Here is a 16974-nt window from a genome sequence, read left to right on the forward strand (position 1 = left end):
TTGGCCGCCGGGATCGCGGTCGGCGGCGCGGTGGTCGGGCGCACCGTCGACGTGTGGCACGCGTTCGGTGCCTTCGTCGCGCTCGCCCTGGCCGGGGTGGTGCTGGTCGCCGGTTCGCTGAGCGTGCCGGCGGCCGGCCGGCCGTCGGCCGACGAGCCGGCCGTCGCTCCCGAGCCCGAGCCGTCCTGAGCGTCGCCCGAGCGCCGGCTCACCCGTCCCCGACACGACAACCGCTGTTCTGCGGGTGTTCACGACCCGTCCCTAGCGTTCGGTCCGCCGGCGAGCGTCGGCGCCTTCGCGCCCGTCCGGCGGGCCCCGACCCCGAGGAGCCGCGTGAGCCTGGCCGCCGCAACCGAGCGCACCGCACCTCGGCGAACCGGGGCCGAGGGCCCCGCGGTCAACGACACCGCGGCCGTCGCTCCGACGCGGCCCGGGGCCACCCCGCGCTCGGCGCGCCGGAACCCGGCCGGGGTCGTGCTCGGGGTCCTCGCGCTGGCGCTGCCGGTGCTCGTCTACCTGAGCCGACTGGCCCGGCTCGGCCACTGGCTGGTCGACGACGCGCTGATCTCGTTCGGCTACGCCCGGACGCTCAGCGAGGGCGGCGGCTTCGCCCAGCAGCCGGGGGCCGCGGCGGTCGAGGGGTTCTCCAACCCGACCTGGACGCTGCTGCTGGCCGGGCTGCGGCTGCTCGGCGTGTTCGACCGCGGCCACCGGCTGGCCGGCGTCGAGGACACGGTGCTGGTGGTGCGCGCGCTGGCGGTGGTCGCCTTCGTGCTCACCCTGCTCGCCATCCGGGCCACCGCCCGGTCGGTGCTGGGCGGGCCCCGGCGGACGGCGACCGCCACCCTGGTGGCCGGGCTCGCCCTGGCGCTCTCCCCTGCCTACGTGATCTGGACCGGCAGCGGACTGGAGAACCCGCTCTACGGCCTGCTGGCGGCGGCGCTCGCCGCGCTGCTCGGCACCGCGCGGGCCCGCGGGCGGCTGTTCGCGCTCCGCACCGCGACGCTCGCCGGGCTGCTCGCGCTCGGCCTGGCCGCCACGCGTCCCGACGGGCTGGTCTTCGCCGCCGCCCACCCGCTCACCCTGCTGGTCGTCGCGGTCGGCGCGGCACCCCGCGGCCGGGGCCGGCTCCGGTCCGCGCTGCGTCGCGCTCTCCCGCCCGGAGCGTTCGGCGTCGCGGCCTTCGCGCTGCCGGCCGGGGCGCTGCTGCTGGCCCGGCACGCGACCTTCGGGCTGTGGGTGCCGAACACCGCGGTGGCCAAGAGCCAGGGCGGGCTCGACCTCGGCGTGCCGGCCCGGGCCGCCGGCCTGGTGTCGGCGGCCGGGCTGCCGCTGGTGCTGCTCGCCGCGCTCTCCACGGCGGTGCTGCTGGTTGCGCGGACCCGGGCCGCCCGTCCGGTGACACAGTCAGCCGCGACGGCGACGGCGGCGGCACCGCTGCTGGTCTGCGCGGCGCTGGGCGGTGCCGGGTTCGCGGTGCTGCGTCCCGACTGGATGCCCGAGTACCGGTTCGCCACTCCGGCGACGGTGCTCGGCTCGGCGCTGCTCGGCGTGCTGGCCGTCGGTGCCGGGGTCGCGGTCGCGTCGCCGGTGTCCGGCCGGGAGTCGCCGGCGCCGCGCGGGGCTCGGTGGCCCGGACGCCGCGGGCCGGCGACCGCGGTCGTCCTCGCCGTGGTCGCCGCGCTGCTGGCCGGCGCGGCCGTGGCCGACGACGCGCGCCGCCTCGACGCCTTCGCCCGGACGCCGACGATCTCGGGCTGCTTCGTGGCCGACCGGTACGGCCGGTTGTTCGACCTGTACGCCGACCGGCTGGGCGTCCGCACCGGGACGCTGGTGGTGCCGGACATCGGCGGGGTGCTGCTGGTCAGCCGGCTGCGGGTGGTCGACCTGGCCGGCTTGACCGACCGGGTGATCGCCCGCGACCGGGGCCGCGGCGACACCGCCGCGGTGGCCGAGCAGGTGTTCGGCGTGGTGCGGCCGACCTTCCTGCACCTGCACCGGCCGTGGGACGCCGGGCTGCGGTCCGACCCGCGTCTCCGCCGGGACTACCGGGCGATCGTCCCCGGCCAGGACTACGTCCGGCGCGACGTGGCCTCCGCCGCGGCGGTCGCGGCGCTCCGCCCGACCGCGGTGCGCCGGGTCGCCGCCCTGGTCGCCGAGCGCCGGGCCCGACCGCTGTCCGGCTGCGGGCCGTGGGTGGTCGACCCGCCGCCGGCCGAGCGGTGATCCGTCCGACGACCTCGCGCGCCGGCGGTCAGCGTCGCCCGCGCCGTGCCCGCAGGTAGTCCGCGACCACGTACTCGCCGAGCCGGCCGATGTCGGGGGTGAACACCCGGCCGCCGACCCGGCGCGCCATCGCGTCGACGAACCGGGCCAGCCCGGGGTCCTCGCCGAGCATGAAGGTGTTGATCGTGGCGCCGTAGCGGGCCAGCTCGTCGACCTGGCCGACGGTGGCCCGGACGGTCTCGGCGGTCACCGGCCAGTGGAAGAACGGCGTGCCGTCGTCGAGCAGGTGCGCGGTCGGTTCGCCGTCGGTGACCACCAGCACCACCGGCTCGGCGTCCGGGTGCCGCCGCAGGTGCCGGGCGGCCAGCATCAGCGCGTGCTGCAGGTTGGTGCCCTGCACCCAGCTCGGCTCGACCTCGGCCAGCTCGACGGCGCTGAGCCGGTGGGCGGCCCGACCGAACCCGATGATCTGCAGCTCGTCCTGTCGGAACCGGGTGGCCACCAGGTGCGACAGCGCGAGCGCGGTCTGCTTCATCGGGCCCCAGCGACCGTCGAAGAACATCGAGTTCGACAGGTCCACGCACAGCGCGACCGCCGCCGAGGTGCGGCGTTCGGTCTCGGTCACCTCGAAGTCGTCGACCTCGAGGGTCACCGTGCCGCCGGCCGACCCGGGCGCCAGCCCGGCCGAGGACCGCCGCTGCAGGGCGTTGTGGACGGTCCGCGGGACGTCGATCGGCAGCTCGTCGCCGAACGTCCACGGCCGGGTCAGCCCGGTCGCCTCGTCGGCCGACCCGGTGCGCCGGTCGTCGTGGTCGCCGTGTCCGCGCGCCTCGAGCTGGGAGAACACCCGGCGCAGCGCCGACTCCCCCAGCCGCCGGACGGCCTTCGGGGTCAGCCGCATGCCGTCCTCGTCACGACGCAGGTAGCCCTGCCGCTCGAGCTCGCGCTCGAGGTCGCGCAGCGCGGTGAAGTCACGGACCGCGCCGGAGCCCAGGTGGCGTTCGAGCGCCTCGACGTCGACGTCGTCGAGGGTCGAGCCGACCCCGCTCTGCGACAGCTGGTCCTCCAGCGCCTCGAGGTCGGCGAGGTCGGCGACCGCGTTGACCGCGTCGGAGTAGCCCATCGGCTCGCCCTGGCCGGGCTGGCTGCCCATCCCGGTCGGCGACTGCCGGTCGAGCCCGGGCCGCAGCGCCCGCAGGTTGTCGGCCAGCTGGGCCATCTCGGAGGCCAGGTCGACGTCGCTCAGCGCCTGGCTCATCAGCTGGCCGAGCTGTTCGCGCTGATCGGGGCTCAGGCTGTTCATCATCCGCTGGGCGGCGGCCTGCTGCCGGGCCAGGCTGTCGATCAGCTCGTCGACGTCCTGGGGGTCGTCGGGGAAGAACTCCCCGTGCTTGTCCATGAACTCGCGGAACTGGTCGGTGGTGTCCTCCTGCCGCGCGTGCGCGGCGAGCAGCGCGTTGAGGTCGGACATCATGTCCTTGACCCGCTGCATCGCGGCCTGGTTCTCGGCCGAGCCGGGGTTCTCCAGCGCCTGCTTCAGGCCCTTGAACTGGGCGTCCAGCACCTCGCGCTGGAGCATCTGCTGGATCGAGTCGTAGATCTGCTTCGCCTCGGGCGAGTGCCACGGGTAGGAGTCGAGCCCGCGGACCGCGCCGGCGACGTCGTCGGGCAGGGTGGCCAGCTCCATCTCGGCCAGCCGGGCGTCCGGGCCCTCCTCGCCGGCCAGCGTCTCCCGCTCGGCGGCCAGCGCCTGGTCGAGCGCCGCCCGCACCTGGTCGAGGGTCGAGCCGAGGTTGCCGCGGCGCCGGGCCTGCTGCCGCATCCGCCGGATCCGCTCGGCCAGCTGGTCGAGGCCCTGGCGGCCGTCGGCGCCGTTGCGCAGCAGATCGCGGAGCGCCTCGCCGAGGTTGCCCGAAGCGAGCATGTCGCGACCGAGCTGGTCCATCGCGTCGCGGACGTCCAGCGGCGCGGCCAGCGGGTCCGGACCACCGGACCACGGGCCGTAGCGGTAACCGCGGTCACGGTGTTCGTAGGCCATCGGTTCCGCCTCAGGCGCCGTAGACGGTCCGGCCGCCGACGGTGTCCTTGTCGATCCGTCGGGTGAGGTAGAGGCCCTCGAGGACGAACTCGGCGGCCGCGGCGACCTGGCCGGGGCCGGCGTCGTCGCCGTAGCCGAGCCGGTCGAGCACCTTGGACAGACCGGGCACCGTTCCGAGCTGGCGGAGCAGGTCGGAGGCGGTGACCAGGTCGCCGGTCTCCACCACCGCGCCGTCGCCGAACACCGCGGTGAACCCGGACAGGTCGAGCCCGCCGAGCCGGTCGCGGAACACCTCGGCCTCGGCCACCCGCAGCAGGTGGTCGAGCACCGCGCGCTCGCGTCCCTCCTCGCCCATCTCGAACTCGATCTTGCCGAGCAGGGTCGGGATCACCTGGGGCAGGTCGCAGACCCGGGCCACCGGGGCGGAGAGGAACTCCCCGGTCCGGGCGGCCCGGCGCAGCGCCGACCCGGCGACGCCCTCGGCTGCGGCGATGGCGAACCGGGCCGACACGCCCGAGCGCTGGTCGACCGCCGAGCTGTCCCGCAGGCCGCGGGTGAACCGGGCCAGCACCTCGAGCAGGTGGTCGCCGACCTCGGCGACCAGCTCCGCCTCCTGGGCCAGCAGTGCGACCTCGTCGTGGACGTCGTCGAGGTAGTGGGTGCGGATCTCCGCGCCGAACCGGTCCTTGAGCGGGGTGATGATCCGGCCCCGGTTGGTGTAGTCCTCCGGGTTGGCGGTGGCGATCAGCAGCAGGTCGAGCGGCAGCCGCAGCGAGTAGCCGCGGACCTGGATGTCGCGCTCCTCGAGGACGTTGAACAGCGCGACCTGGATCCGCTCGGCCAGGTCGGGGAGCTCGTTGAGCCCGAACAGCCCGCGGTTGGTCCGCGGCACCAGCCCGTAGTGGACGGTCTCGGGGTCGCCGAGGGTGCGGCCCTGCGCCACCTTGACCGGGTCGACGTCGCCGACCAGGTCGCCGACGCTGGTGTCGGGGGTGGCGAGCTTCTCGGTGTAGCGGTCGTCGCGGTGCCGCCAGGACACCGGGAGGTCCTCGCCGAGCTCGGCGGCCAGCCCCCGGCACCGCAGGCACACCGGCGCGTACGGGTCGTCGTGGATCTCGCAGCCGGCCACCTCGGGCTGCCACTCGTCGAGCAGCCGGGCCACCGTCCGCATCAGCCGGGTCTTGCCCTGACCGCGCTCGCCGAGCAGCACCAGGTCGTGCCCGGCCAGCAGCGCCGCCTCGAGCTCGGGCAGCACCGAGTCCTCGAAGCCCACCATGCCGGGGAACGCGGCCTCGCGGCTCTGCAGCCGGTCGACCAGGTTGGCCCGGATCTCCTCCTTGACGCCCCGGCTCGTCCACCCCGAGGCCCGCAGCTCACCGACCGTGCTGATCGTCGGCGCCGTCGCTGTCTGTTCGCTCACCTGTTCGACACTACGACCGGACGGCAAGGTGGTCGACGGCGCGGTGGGAGCGTCCCGTTCCGGGGCGGTCGGGGCGGGAACCGGTAGGTTGGTCCCGGTGAGCGGACCGGGTGCTGCGACGCCGGGTATCCGCGATCCCGAACGTCCCCGACGCAGCCGGGAGCGGCCCATCGACGGTGAGCCGAGCAGGACGTCACGCCCAGCAGGACCGGGCCATTCGAGACAGGGGCAGCTGGACATCGAGATGGAGAGTGCACTGAGACCGCGCGAGATCCAGACCCGGATCCGCTCGGGCGAGTCGGTCGAGGACGTCGCCCGCGCCGCCGGGGTCCCGGTCGAGCGGATCGAGCCGTTCGCCGGCCCGGTGCTGGCCGAGCGCGAGCACGTCGCGGCCCAGGCCCAGCGGAGCTCCGCCCGGCGCCGCGGCGAGGGGTCGGGACACCGCGAGCTGCGGGCGGTGGTGGCCGAACGCCTCGGCACCCGCTCGATCGACCCCGAGACCGTGCTCTGGGACTCCTTCCGGCTCGAGGACGGCCGCTGGGCGGTCACCGCCCGCTACGCCTCGGGTGAGGCCACCCGGGAGGCGCTGTTCCACTTCGACCCGCGCGGCCGGTTCTCGGTGGCCGGCAACGACGAGGCCCGCTGGGTGCTCGGCGAGCAGAGCCCGCTGCACGGTCCGCAGCCGGGCCGCCAGCCGCGCCGTCCCGGCTCGGAGGACCCGGACGCCGAGCCGACGCTCGAGCTGAGCGACGAGCTCGCGCTGGTCCGCGCCATCCAGGAGCGGCCCGTCGACGCGGCCGCCGCCGGCGGCACGGGTGACGCGGGAGCGGACCAGCAGGACGCCCCGGTGGTCGAGGTGACCGAGGTCGCCGTCACCCGGGTCGAGGTCGTCGCCGAGGACCCCGCGGCCACCGGCAGACCGGTTACCGACAGCCCGGACGCCGGCGATCAGGGCGCTCCGAGCCCGGCACCCGCCGACACCGCGCCCGACACCGACACCGCCCCCGACACCGAGGACGGGGTTCCGGTCGAGCAGCTCGACGAGGCCTCCGAGCTCGACCTGCTCTACGACATGCTCGGCGGCGTCGGCTACAGCGAGGACTCCGGCCGGGTCTACCCCGGCCTGGCGGCCGAGGAGACCGAGGGTGACCTCGGCTGGGAGCCGGGCGTGACGATCAACTACCCGGTCGAGCCGGAGCCCGAGAGCGGCGAGCAGCTGATCGACGACGTCACCGGCGCCGGGCTGGACCCGCACCGGGTGCGGACCCGCACCGAGCCGACCCTGGTCGACTCCGATCCGGTCGAGAACCACCCGTCGGACGACACCAGCCAGGAGGAGGGCGAGGCGGTCCCCGGGGTGGAGGCCGAGCCCTCGCACCCCGGGGAGGACGAGGCGCGGCCCGGCCCCGAGCTGCCGCCGGCTCCCGGCGGGAACCCGGACGACGACGACGCGACCCTCGAGGACGCGGTCCCCGACAGCCCGCAGGCGCCGGCGACCATCCCGCCCGAGCTCCAGGACCCGCCGAAGGACCGGGCGACCGGTGCCGCTCCTGATGCCGTTCCTGACTCGGCGTCCGAGCCGGGACCGGAGCGGCGCACCGGCACCGTCCGGTCCGCGGACGGGCTCGAGCAGGACGCGTTGGTCGACGTGCCCGCCCCGGCCCCGGCCAAGCCGGCCCGCAAGAAGAAGCGGGCCGAGGTGCCGAGCTGGGACGAGATCATGTTCGGCGGACCCAAGCGCGACTGAGGCCGGTTTGGGGCCGTCGTCCCGGCGTCCTCAGCTCGACGCGCTGGCGTAGCGCCGCACGGCCAGCCGCCAGTGCAGCCGGGTGACCAGTACCGCGACCACCCCCAGCCCGACCATGATCACCACCTGTCCGGCCGACGGGCCGCGGGTCAGCGCCTGCACCGGGTAGGTGCTGGCCACCCCGACCGGGACGACGAAGATCATCAGCGTCCGCACCGCGGTCGGGAACAGGCTGACCGGATATCGTCCGGCCGTGAAGGCCTCGAGGACCAGGTCGTGGACGAAGTCGGCCGAGCTGAACCAGAAGGCCAGATAGGCCGCGTTTGTCCAGACCGCCGCGAGCAGCACGGTCCCGCAGAGCAGGGCGAGCACCGCCTGCGCGACCCCGCCCGGCGTCGGGTGGCTGTCCCCCAGCCCGACGACCACCAGTGCGACCCCGGCCAGGGTGCCGGTCAGCGCCGCCGGCTGGACCCAGCGGAAGGTGCAGAACCACTGCGGGTCGACCGGTCGGATCAGCACCCCGTCGAGCTCGCCGGTGCGGACGTAGCCGCTGAGCCGGAGCAGGTTCGGCGCGACGAAGACCTCGAGCAGGCTCTGCACCAGCTGGTAGCACCCGGCCACCGCGATCAGCTGCCGCGCGGTCCAGCCGCCGATCTCCGGGGTGCGGGCCCCCAGCACCAGCACCGGGATCACCCCGACCACGATCCGGGCCAGCGCGACCAGCCCCGTGGTCCAGGCCTGCGCCCGGAACTGCGCGTCCCGTCGGACGGCCTGCACCAGCACCGCGCGCCAGGTGCGGAGGTGCCGGGCCAGGGTGCCCCGCCGCGTCGCGCTCATGCGCCGGACGCCGCGTAGCGCCGGAGCCCGGTGCGCCAGAGCAGCACGCTGAGCCCGCCGACTACCAGCAACCAGCCGAGCTGCTGGGCGAAACCGAACGCGACCCCGCCGGCCACCTGCCCGGTGGCCACCTCGATCGGGAAGGACACGAAGAACCGGAACGGCTGCCAGGACAGCGCGGTGGCCAGGGCCGGCGGCATCAGCACCAGCGGCACCACCGCGCCGGACAGCACCCCCTTGATCAGCTCGAGGGCGACCAGGAAGCCGTTGACGTCGGAGAACCAGAAGGCCAGCGAGGCGCAGGCGATCTCGAAGCAGTGCGCGATCACCGCGGCCACCACCACGGCGACCACCGCCAGCGCCCAGTGCCGCGGGTCGCCGACCACCCGCGGCGTCTCGGGCAGCACGAGCACCACCACCACGATGATCGGGACCAGCAGGGCGAGCTTGACCACCTTCTCGCCGAGGTTGTTGGCGTAGCCGTCGAGGTGCGGCGACGCCGGTCGCAACAGCGACCGGCTGAGCTCGCCGTTGCGGATGCTGGTGGACAGGAACGGCGCCGTCCAAGACGCGGTGGCCATCGAGACCACGCTGACCGCGAGGAAGTAGCTGTCGAGGTAGCTTTGGTCCACCGGCAGGTCGGCGCCGGCGGCCACCGCCGCCCGCCAGACCAGCAGCGAGATCACCGGCACCAGCACGGTGGCCAGCTGGAGCATCAGGAAGTCGCCGCGGTAGACGAAGGTCATCGAGATGTTGAGGGCCAGCAGCCGGCCGAACGCCCGCAGCTGGCGTGGGAGCCGCCGGCGCCGACCGTGACCGCCACGACCAGGATCATCATGCCCGTGATCATGCTGATCATGATCATGACGGCCGTGATCACCGCCACCGTGATCACGACCGGCGACCACCGGCGCGCTCACCGGCCCGCCAGCACGTCGCGCATGACCTGGTCGAGGTCGGCGTCGCCGACGTCGAGGTCGACCAGCTCGCCCCACCCGGCCGCGGCACCCAGCAGCGCCGGCACCGCGTCACGCTCGGCCCGCAGCTCGACGCTCGTCCCTTCCCGGCCGACCATCCGGGTGCCGCGCGGCCAGACCGCCGGGAGCTGCGGCGGGTGCCGGAACGTCAGCCGGAGCTCCTTGTCCGGGCTGGTCCGGGCGACCAGGTCGGCCACCGTGCCGTCGTAGCCGAGCCGGCCGTCGTCGACCAGCAGCACCCGGTCGCAGAGCTGCTCGACGTCGTCCATGTCGTGACTGGTCAGCACGATCGTCGTCCGGTCGCGGCGGTTGACCTCGGCGAGGAACTCGCGGACGGCCGCCGTCGAGACCACGTCGAGGCCGATGGTCGGCTCGTCGAGGAACAGCACCTCCGGGCGGTGCAGCAGCGCGGCGAGCAGCTCGCACTTCATCCGCTGGCCGAGCGACAGCTGCCGGACCGGGACGTCGAGCACCGTGGTCACGTCGAGCAGCTCGGCCAGGCCGGCCACCCGGCGGGCGAAGTCGTCGTGGTCGAGGTCGTACATCGCCCGGTGCACCAGGTAGCTGTCCATCGGCGAGACGTCCCACCACAGCATCGCCTTGTTGCCCAGCACCACGGCGATCCGGCGCAGGAAGGCGAACTCGCGGCGCCACGGCTGGTGCCCGAGCACCCGGACCTCGCCCGCCGACGGGCGCAACAGCCCGCAGCAGAGCTTGATCGTGGTGGTCTTCCCCGCACCGTTGCGTCCGAGCAGCCCGACGAACTCTCCCGGCTCGACCCGCAGGTCGAGCCGGTCGAGGGCCCGGTGCTCCTCGACGTCGCGCGAGACCAGCCCGCGGAGCGCGCCGAGCAGGCCGGGCCGCTGCCGGCTCCGTCGGTAGTCCTTGATCAACTGCTGGGCGACGATCACGCCACCGCCGTCCGACCCGCCGGTCGGGACACCCTTCGTGGACACAGGTTCCAACGCCTTCTGCTCCGGGCAACCGCGCGGTTGCTCACCATTCGCTGCTGGGCCACAGGGTCACCCGGTCGGGCGGCACCTGAGACGCGCGAACATCACCTGCCGGCTCGCGTGGGGCTGCGCGGGACTCTACCGGCCGTCAGCGGGCGCGCCCAACGGTTTTCCCGGACGGCCCGGCGCGCGGTCACCGGGTCCAGAAGTCCTCCGGCCGGCGGCCGCGCCGGAAGCCGTTCTGCTCGGCCATCGCGACCGCGTCGGGGAAGTTCGCGGCCAGCCGGTCCGGGGTGTGGGCGTCGCTGCCGAAGCTGACCGCCCGGCCACCCTCCTGTGCCCACCACTGCGCGATCCACGGCCGGATCACGCCGACGTTGAGCTCGAGCGCCCGGCCGCTGGCCGCGATCGCCCGCATCGCCGCCCGGAACGGCTCCTCGAAGGTGTAGGGGTCGAACGGCCCGAGCCGCTCGGTCGGCCAGCTGCGGACCGCGTAGTCGAGGTGGGTGAAGACCGGGAACGCCGCGTCACTGCCGGCCATCACCACCGCCTCGGCCAGGTAGTCGGTGATCACCCGGTCGGCGGGCCAGCGGCGGTACAGCGTGATCGGCTCGTACCGGACGCCGTCGACGGTGAGGGTGTGCAGCGAACCGTTGACCCGGTCGAGACCGGCCAGGTCCAGCACGGCCAGGGCGCGGTCGAGGTCGAGGTGCGGCTGGCCGAACTCCACTCCGGTGAGGATCCGCAGCCCCGGGTGGTCACGACGGCAGCGCTCGACCTCGGCGCGGAAGGCGTCCAGCCGCGGGAGTGGCGGCACCAGGATGCCGTCCGCACCGATCAGCACCCGGTGCGCGGGCGAGGCGTCCTCGGCGTCGATCCCCCAGCCGGTGAGGTCGCAGTGCTCGGTGAAGATCACCGTGCTCAGCCCGATCCGTTCGGCGCGCGCGCAGTGCCCGCGCAGCGTCCCGTGCGCGGGCGAGTGCGGCCCGGGCCCGCCCGGCGAGACGTCCCAGGAGTACTCGCTGTGCACGTGGGTGTCCGCCGGCAGGTCCATCACCCCAGCCTGCCAGCACCCGGACTCCCGAGCCGCCGACGGATCCCCGAGCCCGTCGACGAGACGCACTGGTGACCGGACACCAGGAAGCGGCCTCGGCCCTCCTCCACTAGCCTGCCGCCATGGCGAGCGAAGCGGTGACCGACGGCGACCGCGAGGTGCTGACCTGGGACCTCTTCGGCCAGGCGACCCGGGATCTGGCCCATGCGGTGGCCGACGACGGGTGGCACCCGGAGATCGTGTTGTCGATCGCGCGCGGCGGTCTGCTGATCGGCGGCGCGCTCGGCTACGCCCTCGACCTCAAGAACACCTTCGTGATGAACGTGGAGTTCTACACCGGGATCGACCAGCGGCTCGAGATGCCGCGGATCCTGCCGCCGGTGCCCGACTTCGTCGACCTCGCGGACGCCCGGGTGCTGATCGCCGACGACGTCGCCGACACCGGCCAGACCCTGGCCTCGGTGATCGAGTTCGTGGCCAGCAAGGTCGGGCAGGTCCGCTCGGCGGTGCTGTACGAGAAGCCCCGGTCGCTGGTCCGCTGCGACTACGTCTGGCGGCGTACCGACCGGTGGATCAACTTCCCGTGGTCCACCCTGCCGCCGGTGGTGCCGACCGCGGGCTGAGCCTGTCGAAGCCCCCGACACCGCACCGCGGGCTGAGCCTGTCGAAGCCCCCGACACCGCACCGCGGGCTGAGCCTGTCGAAGCCCCCGACACCGCACCGCGGGCTGAGCCCGTCGAAGCCCCGGCACGCACCGCGGGCTGAGCCCGTCGAAGCCCCGGCACGCACCGCGGGCTGAGCCCGTCGAAGCCCATCGCACCCCGGGCTGAGCCTGTCGAAGCCCTCGGCACGCACCGCGGGCTGAGCCTGTCGAAGCCCGCTCGCAGGTCGACCGGCTCAGACTCGCGGACCGTCGCCGGTCGCGCGCGGCCGGTCGGGGTCGCTGATCCAGTCGCTCCAGGATCCCGGGTAGATCGCGCCGGCGGTCAGCCCGGCGGCCTCGCGAGCCAGCAGCGTGTGCGCGGCGGTGATCCCCGACCCGCAGTAGAAGACCGGCCCGTCCGGCCCGGCCGCGGCGTCGAGGTCGGCGTAGCGAGCGGCGATCTCCGCGGCCGGGCGGAACCGGCCGTCGGGGCCGACGTTGTCCATCGACGGTGCGCTGACCGCACCCGGCAGGTGGCCGGCGACCGGGTCGACCGGCTCGCTCTCGCCGGTGTAGCGCTCCCAGCCGCGGACGTCGGCCACCGCCGGCGCCGTGCCCGCGGCGATCGCGGCGGCCAGCCGGTCGGCGTCCCAGAACCGGCGGTGCCCGGGCCGTGCGACGAAGTCGCCCTCGACCACCGGCCCGGCCGGCCCGGCCGGGCCGGTCTCCACCGGGTGACCGCCGTCGCGCCAGGCGGCCCAGCCGCCGTCGAGCACCGTGACGTCCGAGTGCCCGGCGTCGGTCAGCAGCCACCACAGCCGGGCCGCGGCCAGCGCGTTCGACCCGTCGTAGACCACCACCGGGCGTCCGCCACTCACCCCGGCGCGACGCATCGCCGCCTGGAAGTCGGCCGGTGCGGGCAGCGGGTGCCGTCCCCCGGGCCGGGCCCGGGTCGCCTCGGCCGGGTGCGGGGCGGAGAGCTCGGTCTCGAGGTCGACGAACCGGGCGCCGGGCACGTGCCCGGCCTCGTGCTCGGGGCGCCCGGACGGCCCGCCGAGCGTCCAGCGGACGTCCAGCAGCACCGGGCGGGCCGGGTCGCTCGCGTCGGTCCCGGCCAGGGCGACCGCGAGGGCGTCGGCGGTCACCAGGACGCCGTCCACGGGCGTGATCATGGCGTTCATCCCACCCATCCTCGTCCGTGCGGGGTTGGGTAGCGTGACCGGCATGCCGACGACGTCCGGACCGGACTTCTCCTCCTCGCTGCAGGCGTTCCTCGACGGTGTGGCCGCCGACGACGCCCTCGAGCTGCACTCGCTGATCGTCCGCCAGCACGGCCGCGAGCTGGCCCGCGGCTGGTGGGAGCCCTACCGCCGCGACGACGTCCACCTGCTCTACTCGCTGAGCAAGAGCTTCACCTCGACGGCGGCCGGGTTCGCGGTGGCCGAGGGGCTGCTCGACCTCGACCGCCCGGCGCACAGCTACATCCCGGGCGCCGCGGAGGTGATCACCGACGACCGGTCGGCCCGCATCACCGTCCGCGACGCCCTGCGGATGGCCACCGGGCACACCGTCGACACGCTGGACCGGCTCCGGGTCGAGGCGCAGCGGCACGACCCGCCGCTCGACCTGCCGGTCGCCTTCTTCGCGCTGCCGCCGGAGCAGGAGCCGGGTTCGGTGTTCTGCTACAACAACGGCGCCACCTACCTGGTCGCGGTGATCGTCCAGTCGCTGGTCGGCGAGCCGCTAAGCCGCTATCTGACGCCGCGGCTGTTCGAGCCGCTGGGCATCGCGACGCCCTACTGGCAGACCGACGCCGCCGGGCGCGAGATCGGCTTCTCCGGGCTGCACCTGCCGACCGAGGCGGTCGCCGCGTTCGGCCAGCTCTATCTGGACGGCGGGCGGCTGGGCGACCGGCAGGTCCTCCCCGAGGGCTGGGCGGCCGAGGCCAGCACCGCGCACACCCCGAACCCGGGTGAGCCGACCACCGACTGGCAGCAGGGCTACGGCTACCAGTTCTGGCGGTCCCAGCACGGCTTCCGCGGCGACGGTGCCTACGGCCAGTTCTGCCTGGTGCTGCCCGAGCAGGACGCCGTGGTGGCGATGACCTCGGACACCGACCAGATGCAGGCGCTGCTCGACCTGGTGTGGGCGCACCTGCTGCCCGCCCTCGACGCCACCGCCGACCCCGCTGCCCCGGGGACGGGCGCGCCCGACCCGATCGTGCTCGACGCGCTGGCGCTGCCGGTGATCGGTGGACATCCGGCGCCGGTGCCCGCCCCGGTGTGGACGCCGACCCCGCCCAGCCCCGAGCAGCCGGCACCGATCTCGGTGCTCGAAGTGAGCGAGGACCGGCTGGTGCTCGGTCACCCCGACGGCGACGGGGAACGACGCTACGAGCTCGGGCTGACCCCGGGCGGCTGGTGCCGGACCGAGCTCGACCTGCCCGAGGGCCGGTTGCTGGTGGGGACGAGCGCCGGCTGGACCGGGCCGGACACCTTCGAGGCCGCGCTGGCGATGATCAACACGCCGCACCGGCTCGAGGTCCGCGGCCAGGTCAGCGCCGGTGACGACGGCACCCCGACGGCGACCTCGACGGTCGGCTGGCGGCTCCCGCCCCTCGGCCCGACCCACCCTTGGATGCTGACCATCCCTCGGGCCTCCGTCCGCCCCTGAGCCGCTGCACGCGCCCTGAGCCCGGACGAGGGGCCCTGAGCCCGGAAGAGGTGCCCTGAGCCTGTCGAAGGGCCAACCCACCGTGCCCTGAGCCCGTCGAAGGGCGAGGCCGTTCGCGGCTTCGACAGGCTCAGCCGGCGTCCCCACGGCTTCGACCGGCTCAGCCGACGTCCCCACGGGCTTCGAAGCGCTCAGCCCACGTCCCAACGGCTTCGACCGGCTCAGCCGGCGTCTCAACGGCTTCGACGGGCTCAGCCGGCGTCCCCACAGGGTTCGACCGGCTCACCCCAGGTCTCAGCCGGGCTTCGACCGGCTCAGCCCACGTCGGAGCAGGGTCAGCCCACCTCGGCGCCCTGGGCGAAGGGCAGCGGGTCGGACAGGGTGGCCCGGGCGACCGCGCGGGTGACCCCGCGCCGGTGGTGCCGGCGGCAGAGCACCTCGTAGGCGACCACCGGCCGGACGTCCACCTCGGTCGGGGTCCAGGTCGGCGCGGGCACCGGGGCCGGCTCCTCCTCGTCGGTGTCGTCGTCGGTCTCGTCGGGAGCGAGCACCGGCTCCTCCGGGTCGAGGTCGGGCACCGCGACCTGCTCGGCCGGTCCGGGCGACGGATCCTCTCCGGCCAGGTCGCCGATCACCACCTGGTCACCCTCGGTGACCATCCGGCCGTCCACCGTCCGCGCGTTGTGGGTCGCCCGCTCCCCGCACCAGCACAGGGCCTGCACCTGGAGCGTCTCCACCCGGTCGCACAGCTCGACCAGCCGCTGCGAGCCCGGGAACATCCGGGTCTGGAAGTCGGTGAGGATGCCCACCGCGGTGACGTCGATCTGCAGCTCGTCGACGATCCGGGCGAGCTGGTCGATCTGCCGCGGCGTGTAGAACTGCGTCTCGTCGCAGACCAGGTAGTCGATCCGCCGCCCGCCGGTCAGCTGCTCGGTGACGTAGCGCCAGAAGTCGAAGTCGGGGGCGACCTCGATGGCCGGCCGCTGGAGCCCGAGCCGCGACGAGATGGTCGGCTCGCCGGCGCGGTCGCGGCAGGTGAAGAGCCGTCCCTGACGTCCGCCGGTGCTGTTGGTGTGGTCGATCTGCAGCGCGAGGGTGGACTTGCCGCAGTCCATCGGGCCGGTGAAGAACAGGAAGTCAGCCACCGGACGATCCTGCCAGCTTCAGTCGACGAGCAGCGGGACCGTCATCTCGGCCGGGGTCAGCGAGCCGTGCATCCCGACCAGGTCGAGCTCGCGCGGGTAGGCCCGGGTCATCACCGCCCAGTCGCTGCGCATCGCCACCAGGACGTCGCCGTACCGCTCGCGCACCTCCGCGTCGACCGGGCCGAACCAGCCGTCCTCGACCGCCTCGTCGCGACTCCGGACCCAGGCGCGCTCATCGAGCCGGTCGGCCCAGCGCGCCGCCACCGCGGCCGGGTCGTCCCGGTCCACGTAGAGCTGGCGGAAGCGTCCCTCGCCGGCCAGGGTGTCGACGCCGGCGCCCAGCTCGGGTTCGTCCTCGACGACCAGCCGGTGCCCGACCGGGACGTCGACCATCCCGTGGTCCCCGGTGACCACCAGCGCGATCTCGGCGGGCAGCGCGTCGCGGAGCTGCCGGCACAGGTCGTCGACCCGGGCCAGCCGGTCGCGCCAGGCACCGGACCGCCAGCCGTGGGCGTGGCCGGCGTGGTCGAGCCGACGCTCGTAGACGTAGACCAGACCGCGTCCCGGTCCGGTGGCCGCCTCGACCACCGCGGCGACCCGGCGCTCCGTCCGAGCCTCCTCGGTCAGCCCGACGAACCCGGGTCCGCGCAGCGCGGCGGCGGTCAGCCCGCTGGCCGCGAACCGCTCGAGCCCGACCGAGGTGGTCCGGATCCCGGCGGCGGCCGCCCGCTCGAAGAGGGTCGGGTGCGGTTGGTAGCGCCGCGGGTCGACGTCGGCGTCCCAGGTGAGCGCGTTGAGCACCGCACCGCTGTCCGGGACGCGCGTCGAGTAGCCGACGATCCCGTGCCGCCCCGGCGGCAGCCCGGTGCCCAGGCTGGCCAGGCTGGTGGCCGTGGTGCTGGGAGCGGTCGCGGTCAACGGCTCGGTCTGTTCGGCCAGCCCGGCCAGATAGGGCGCTCCAGCCAGCGACTGGCGCAGCAGCGTCCAGCCGAGGCCGTCGACCAGCACGACGACGTAGCCGTCGGCCCGGCGCACCCCGACGAGGTCTCTCGGGCACCCCGGGACGCCGAGGTGCGCGCCGATGCTCGGCAGCAGGTCGGACAGGCTGCGGCGGCCGTAGGCGGGGCGGGTGAGGTCGTCGACGGCCGGTGCCGGGGTGTCCGGCACCGGGTCACGGAACGGGTCGTGCGGCCGACTCAGCCCGTCCGCCCCGTCGAGCCGGTCGGACCGCTCGGTGGGACGGCTCGCCGTCCGGGAGGCC

At 74.7% G+C, this 16974-nt stretch carries 14 protein-coding genes; 5 read left to right on the forward strand and 9 right to left on the reverse strand.

Annotated elements, in window-relative coordinates; genetic code table 11:
- Both FHX74_RS14715 and FHX74_RS14720 read left to right on the forward strand, forming a co-directional pair.
- A partial coding sequence (locus FHX74_RS14715) for a hypothetical protein (protein ID WP_220484039.1) occupies positions 1-189 on the forward strand: 189 nt, incomplete at its 5' end.
- A 144-nt stretch (positions 190-333) separates the two neighbouring features.
- The gene (locus tag FHX74_RS14720) at positions 334-2226 is read left to right on the forward strand and encodes a hypothetical protein (RefSeq protein ID WP_182560971.1); all 1893 of its coding nucleotides are present in this window, start codon (positions 334-336) and stop codon (positions 2224-2226) included.
- 28 nt (positions 2227-2254) lie between these two features.
- Here the strand turns inward: FHX74_RS14720 and FHX74_RS14725 are convergent, their stop codons facing one another.
- Positions 2255-4264: a vWA domain-containing protein gene (locus FHX74_RS14725; protein WP_182560972.1), complete on the reverse strand. Its 2010-nt coding sequence runs from the start codon at positions 4262-4264 to the stop codon at positions 2255-2257.
- Between the two features lie 10 nt (positions 4265-4274).
- The gene (locus FHX74_RS14730) at positions 4275-5684 is read right to left on the reverse strand and encodes a sigma 54-interacting transcriptional regulator (protein WP_182560973.1); all 1410 of its coding nucleotides are present in this window, start codon (positions 5682-5684) and stop codon (positions 4275-4277) included.
- A gap of 97 nt (positions 5685-5781) precedes the next feature.
- Here FHX74_RS14730 and sepH point away from each other — a divergent pair, with 97 nt between their 5' ends.
- Entirely contained in the window at positions 5782-7431 is a 1650-nt protein-coding gene (gene sepH / locus FHX74_RS14735; protein ID WP_328823842.1) for a septation protein SepH, read from the forward strand.
- A 30-nt stretch (positions 7432-7461) separates the two neighbouring features.
- On the opposite strand, the gene FHX74_RS14740 is transcribed toward sepH, so the two are convergent.
- The 4 genes from FHX74_RS14740 to FHX74_RS14755 all read right to left on the reverse strand — a co-directional run bounded on the left by FHX74_RS14740 (position 7462) and on the right by FHX74_RS14755 (position 11252).
- Positions 7462-8268, reverse strand: coding sequence for an ABC transporter permease (locus FHX74_RS14740; RefSeq protein WP_182560975.1), 807 nt, complete (start codon positions 8266-8268; stop codon positions 7462-7464).
- Positions 8265-9188: an ABC transporter permease gene (locus FHX74_RS20415; RefSeq protein ID WP_220484040.1), complete on the reverse strand. Its 924-nt coding sequence runs from the start codon at positions 9186-9188 to the stop codon at positions 8265-8267. Before FHX74_RS20415 ends, FHX74_RS14740 begins: the two co-directional genes overlap by 4 nt.
- A complete protein-coding gene (locus FHX74_RS14750; protein WP_328823843.1) occupies positions 9185-10201 on the reverse strand; it encodes an ABC transporter ATP-binding protein in 1017 nt (338 codons plus the stop codon). The genes FHX74_RS20415 and FHX74_RS14750 overlap by 4 nt, the downstream gene beginning before the upstream one ends.
- 190 nt (positions 10202-10391) lie before the next feature.
- Entirely contained in the window at positions 10392-11252 is an 861-nt protein-coding gene (locus tag FHX74_RS14755) for a PHP domain-containing protein (RefSeq protein WP_182560976.1), read from the reverse strand.
- 122 nt (positions 11253-11374) lie between these two features.
- Between FHX74_RS14755 and FHX74_RS14760 the strand changes: the two genes are divergently transcribed.
- Complete coding sequence (locus FHX74_RS14760) at positions 11375-11875, forward strand: phosphoribosyltransferase (RefSeq protein WP_182560977.1); 501 nt, start codon at positions 11375-11377, stop codon at positions 11873-11875.
- Positions 11876-12149: 274 nt separating this feature from the next.
- On the opposite strand, the gene FHX74_RS14765 is transcribed toward FHX74_RS14760, so the two are convergent.
- Entirely contained in the window at positions 12150-13067 is a 918-nt protein-coding gene (locus FHX74_RS14765; RefSeq protein WP_182560978.1) for a sulfurtransferase, read from the reverse strand.
- 52 nt (positions 13068-13119) lie between these two features.
- Between FHX74_RS14765 and FHX74_RS14770 the strand changes: the two genes are divergently transcribed.
- Positions 13120-14568: a serine hydrolase domain-containing protein gene (locus FHX74_RS14770; RefSeq protein WP_182560979.1), complete on the forward strand. Its 1449-nt coding sequence runs from the start codon at positions 13120-13122 to the stop codon at positions 14566-14568.
- Between the two features lie 335 nt (positions 14569-14903).
- Here FHX74_RS14770 and FHX74_RS14775 read toward each other — a convergent pair whose 3' ends face one another.
- Together FHX74_RS14775 and FHX74_RS14780 are read right to left on the reverse strand one after the other, a co-directional pair.
- Positions 14904-15713 (reverse strand): thymidine kinase, encoded by an 810-nt coding sequence (locus FHX74_RS14775; protein ID WP_182560980.1) that lies wholly within the window; start codon positions 15711-15713, stop codon positions 14904-14906.
- Positions 15714-15731: 18 nt separating this feature from the next.
- Complete coding sequence (locus FHX74_RS14780) at positions 15732-16880, reverse strand: alkaline phosphatase family protein (protein WP_182560981.1); 1149 nt, start codon at positions 16878-16880, stop codon at positions 15732-15734.
- Positions 16881-16974: the final 94 nt, after the last annotated feature.

It is taken from the genome of Microlunatus kandeliicorticis (assembly GCF_014137855.1).
Classification (GTDB): Bacteria; Actinomycetota; Actinomycetes; order Propionibacteriales; family Propionibacteriaceae; genus Microlunatus; species Microlunatus kandeliicorticis.

Excerpts from the sequence above, each read along its gene's own strand:
- FHX74_RS14740 (WP_182560975.1), bottom strand. The coding sequence starts at position 8,268 with ATGAGCGCGACGCGGCGGGGCACCCTGGCCCGGCACCTCCGCACCTGG.
- FHX74_RS14765 (WP_182560978.1), bottom strand. The coding sequence starts at position 13,067 with ATGATCACGCCCGTGGACGGCGTCCTGGTGACCGCCGACGCCCTCGCG.
- FHX74_RS14760 (WP_182560977.1), top strand. The coding sequence starts at position 11,375 with ATGGCGAGCGAAGCGGTGACCGACGGCGACCGCGAGGTGCTGACCTGG.
- FHX74_RS14770 (WP_182560979.1), top strand. The coding sequence starts at position 13,120 with ATGCCGACGACGTCCGGACCGGACTTCTCCTCCTCGCTGCAGGCGTTC.
- FHX74_RS14755 (WP_182560976.1), bottom strand. The coding sequence starts at position 11,252 with ATGGACCTGCCGGCGGACACCCACGTGCACAGCGAGTACTCCTGGGAC.
- FHX74_RS14725 (WP_182560972.1), bottom strand. The coding sequence starts at position 4,264 with ATGGCCTACGAACACCGTGACCGCGGTTACCGCTACGGCCCGTGGTCC.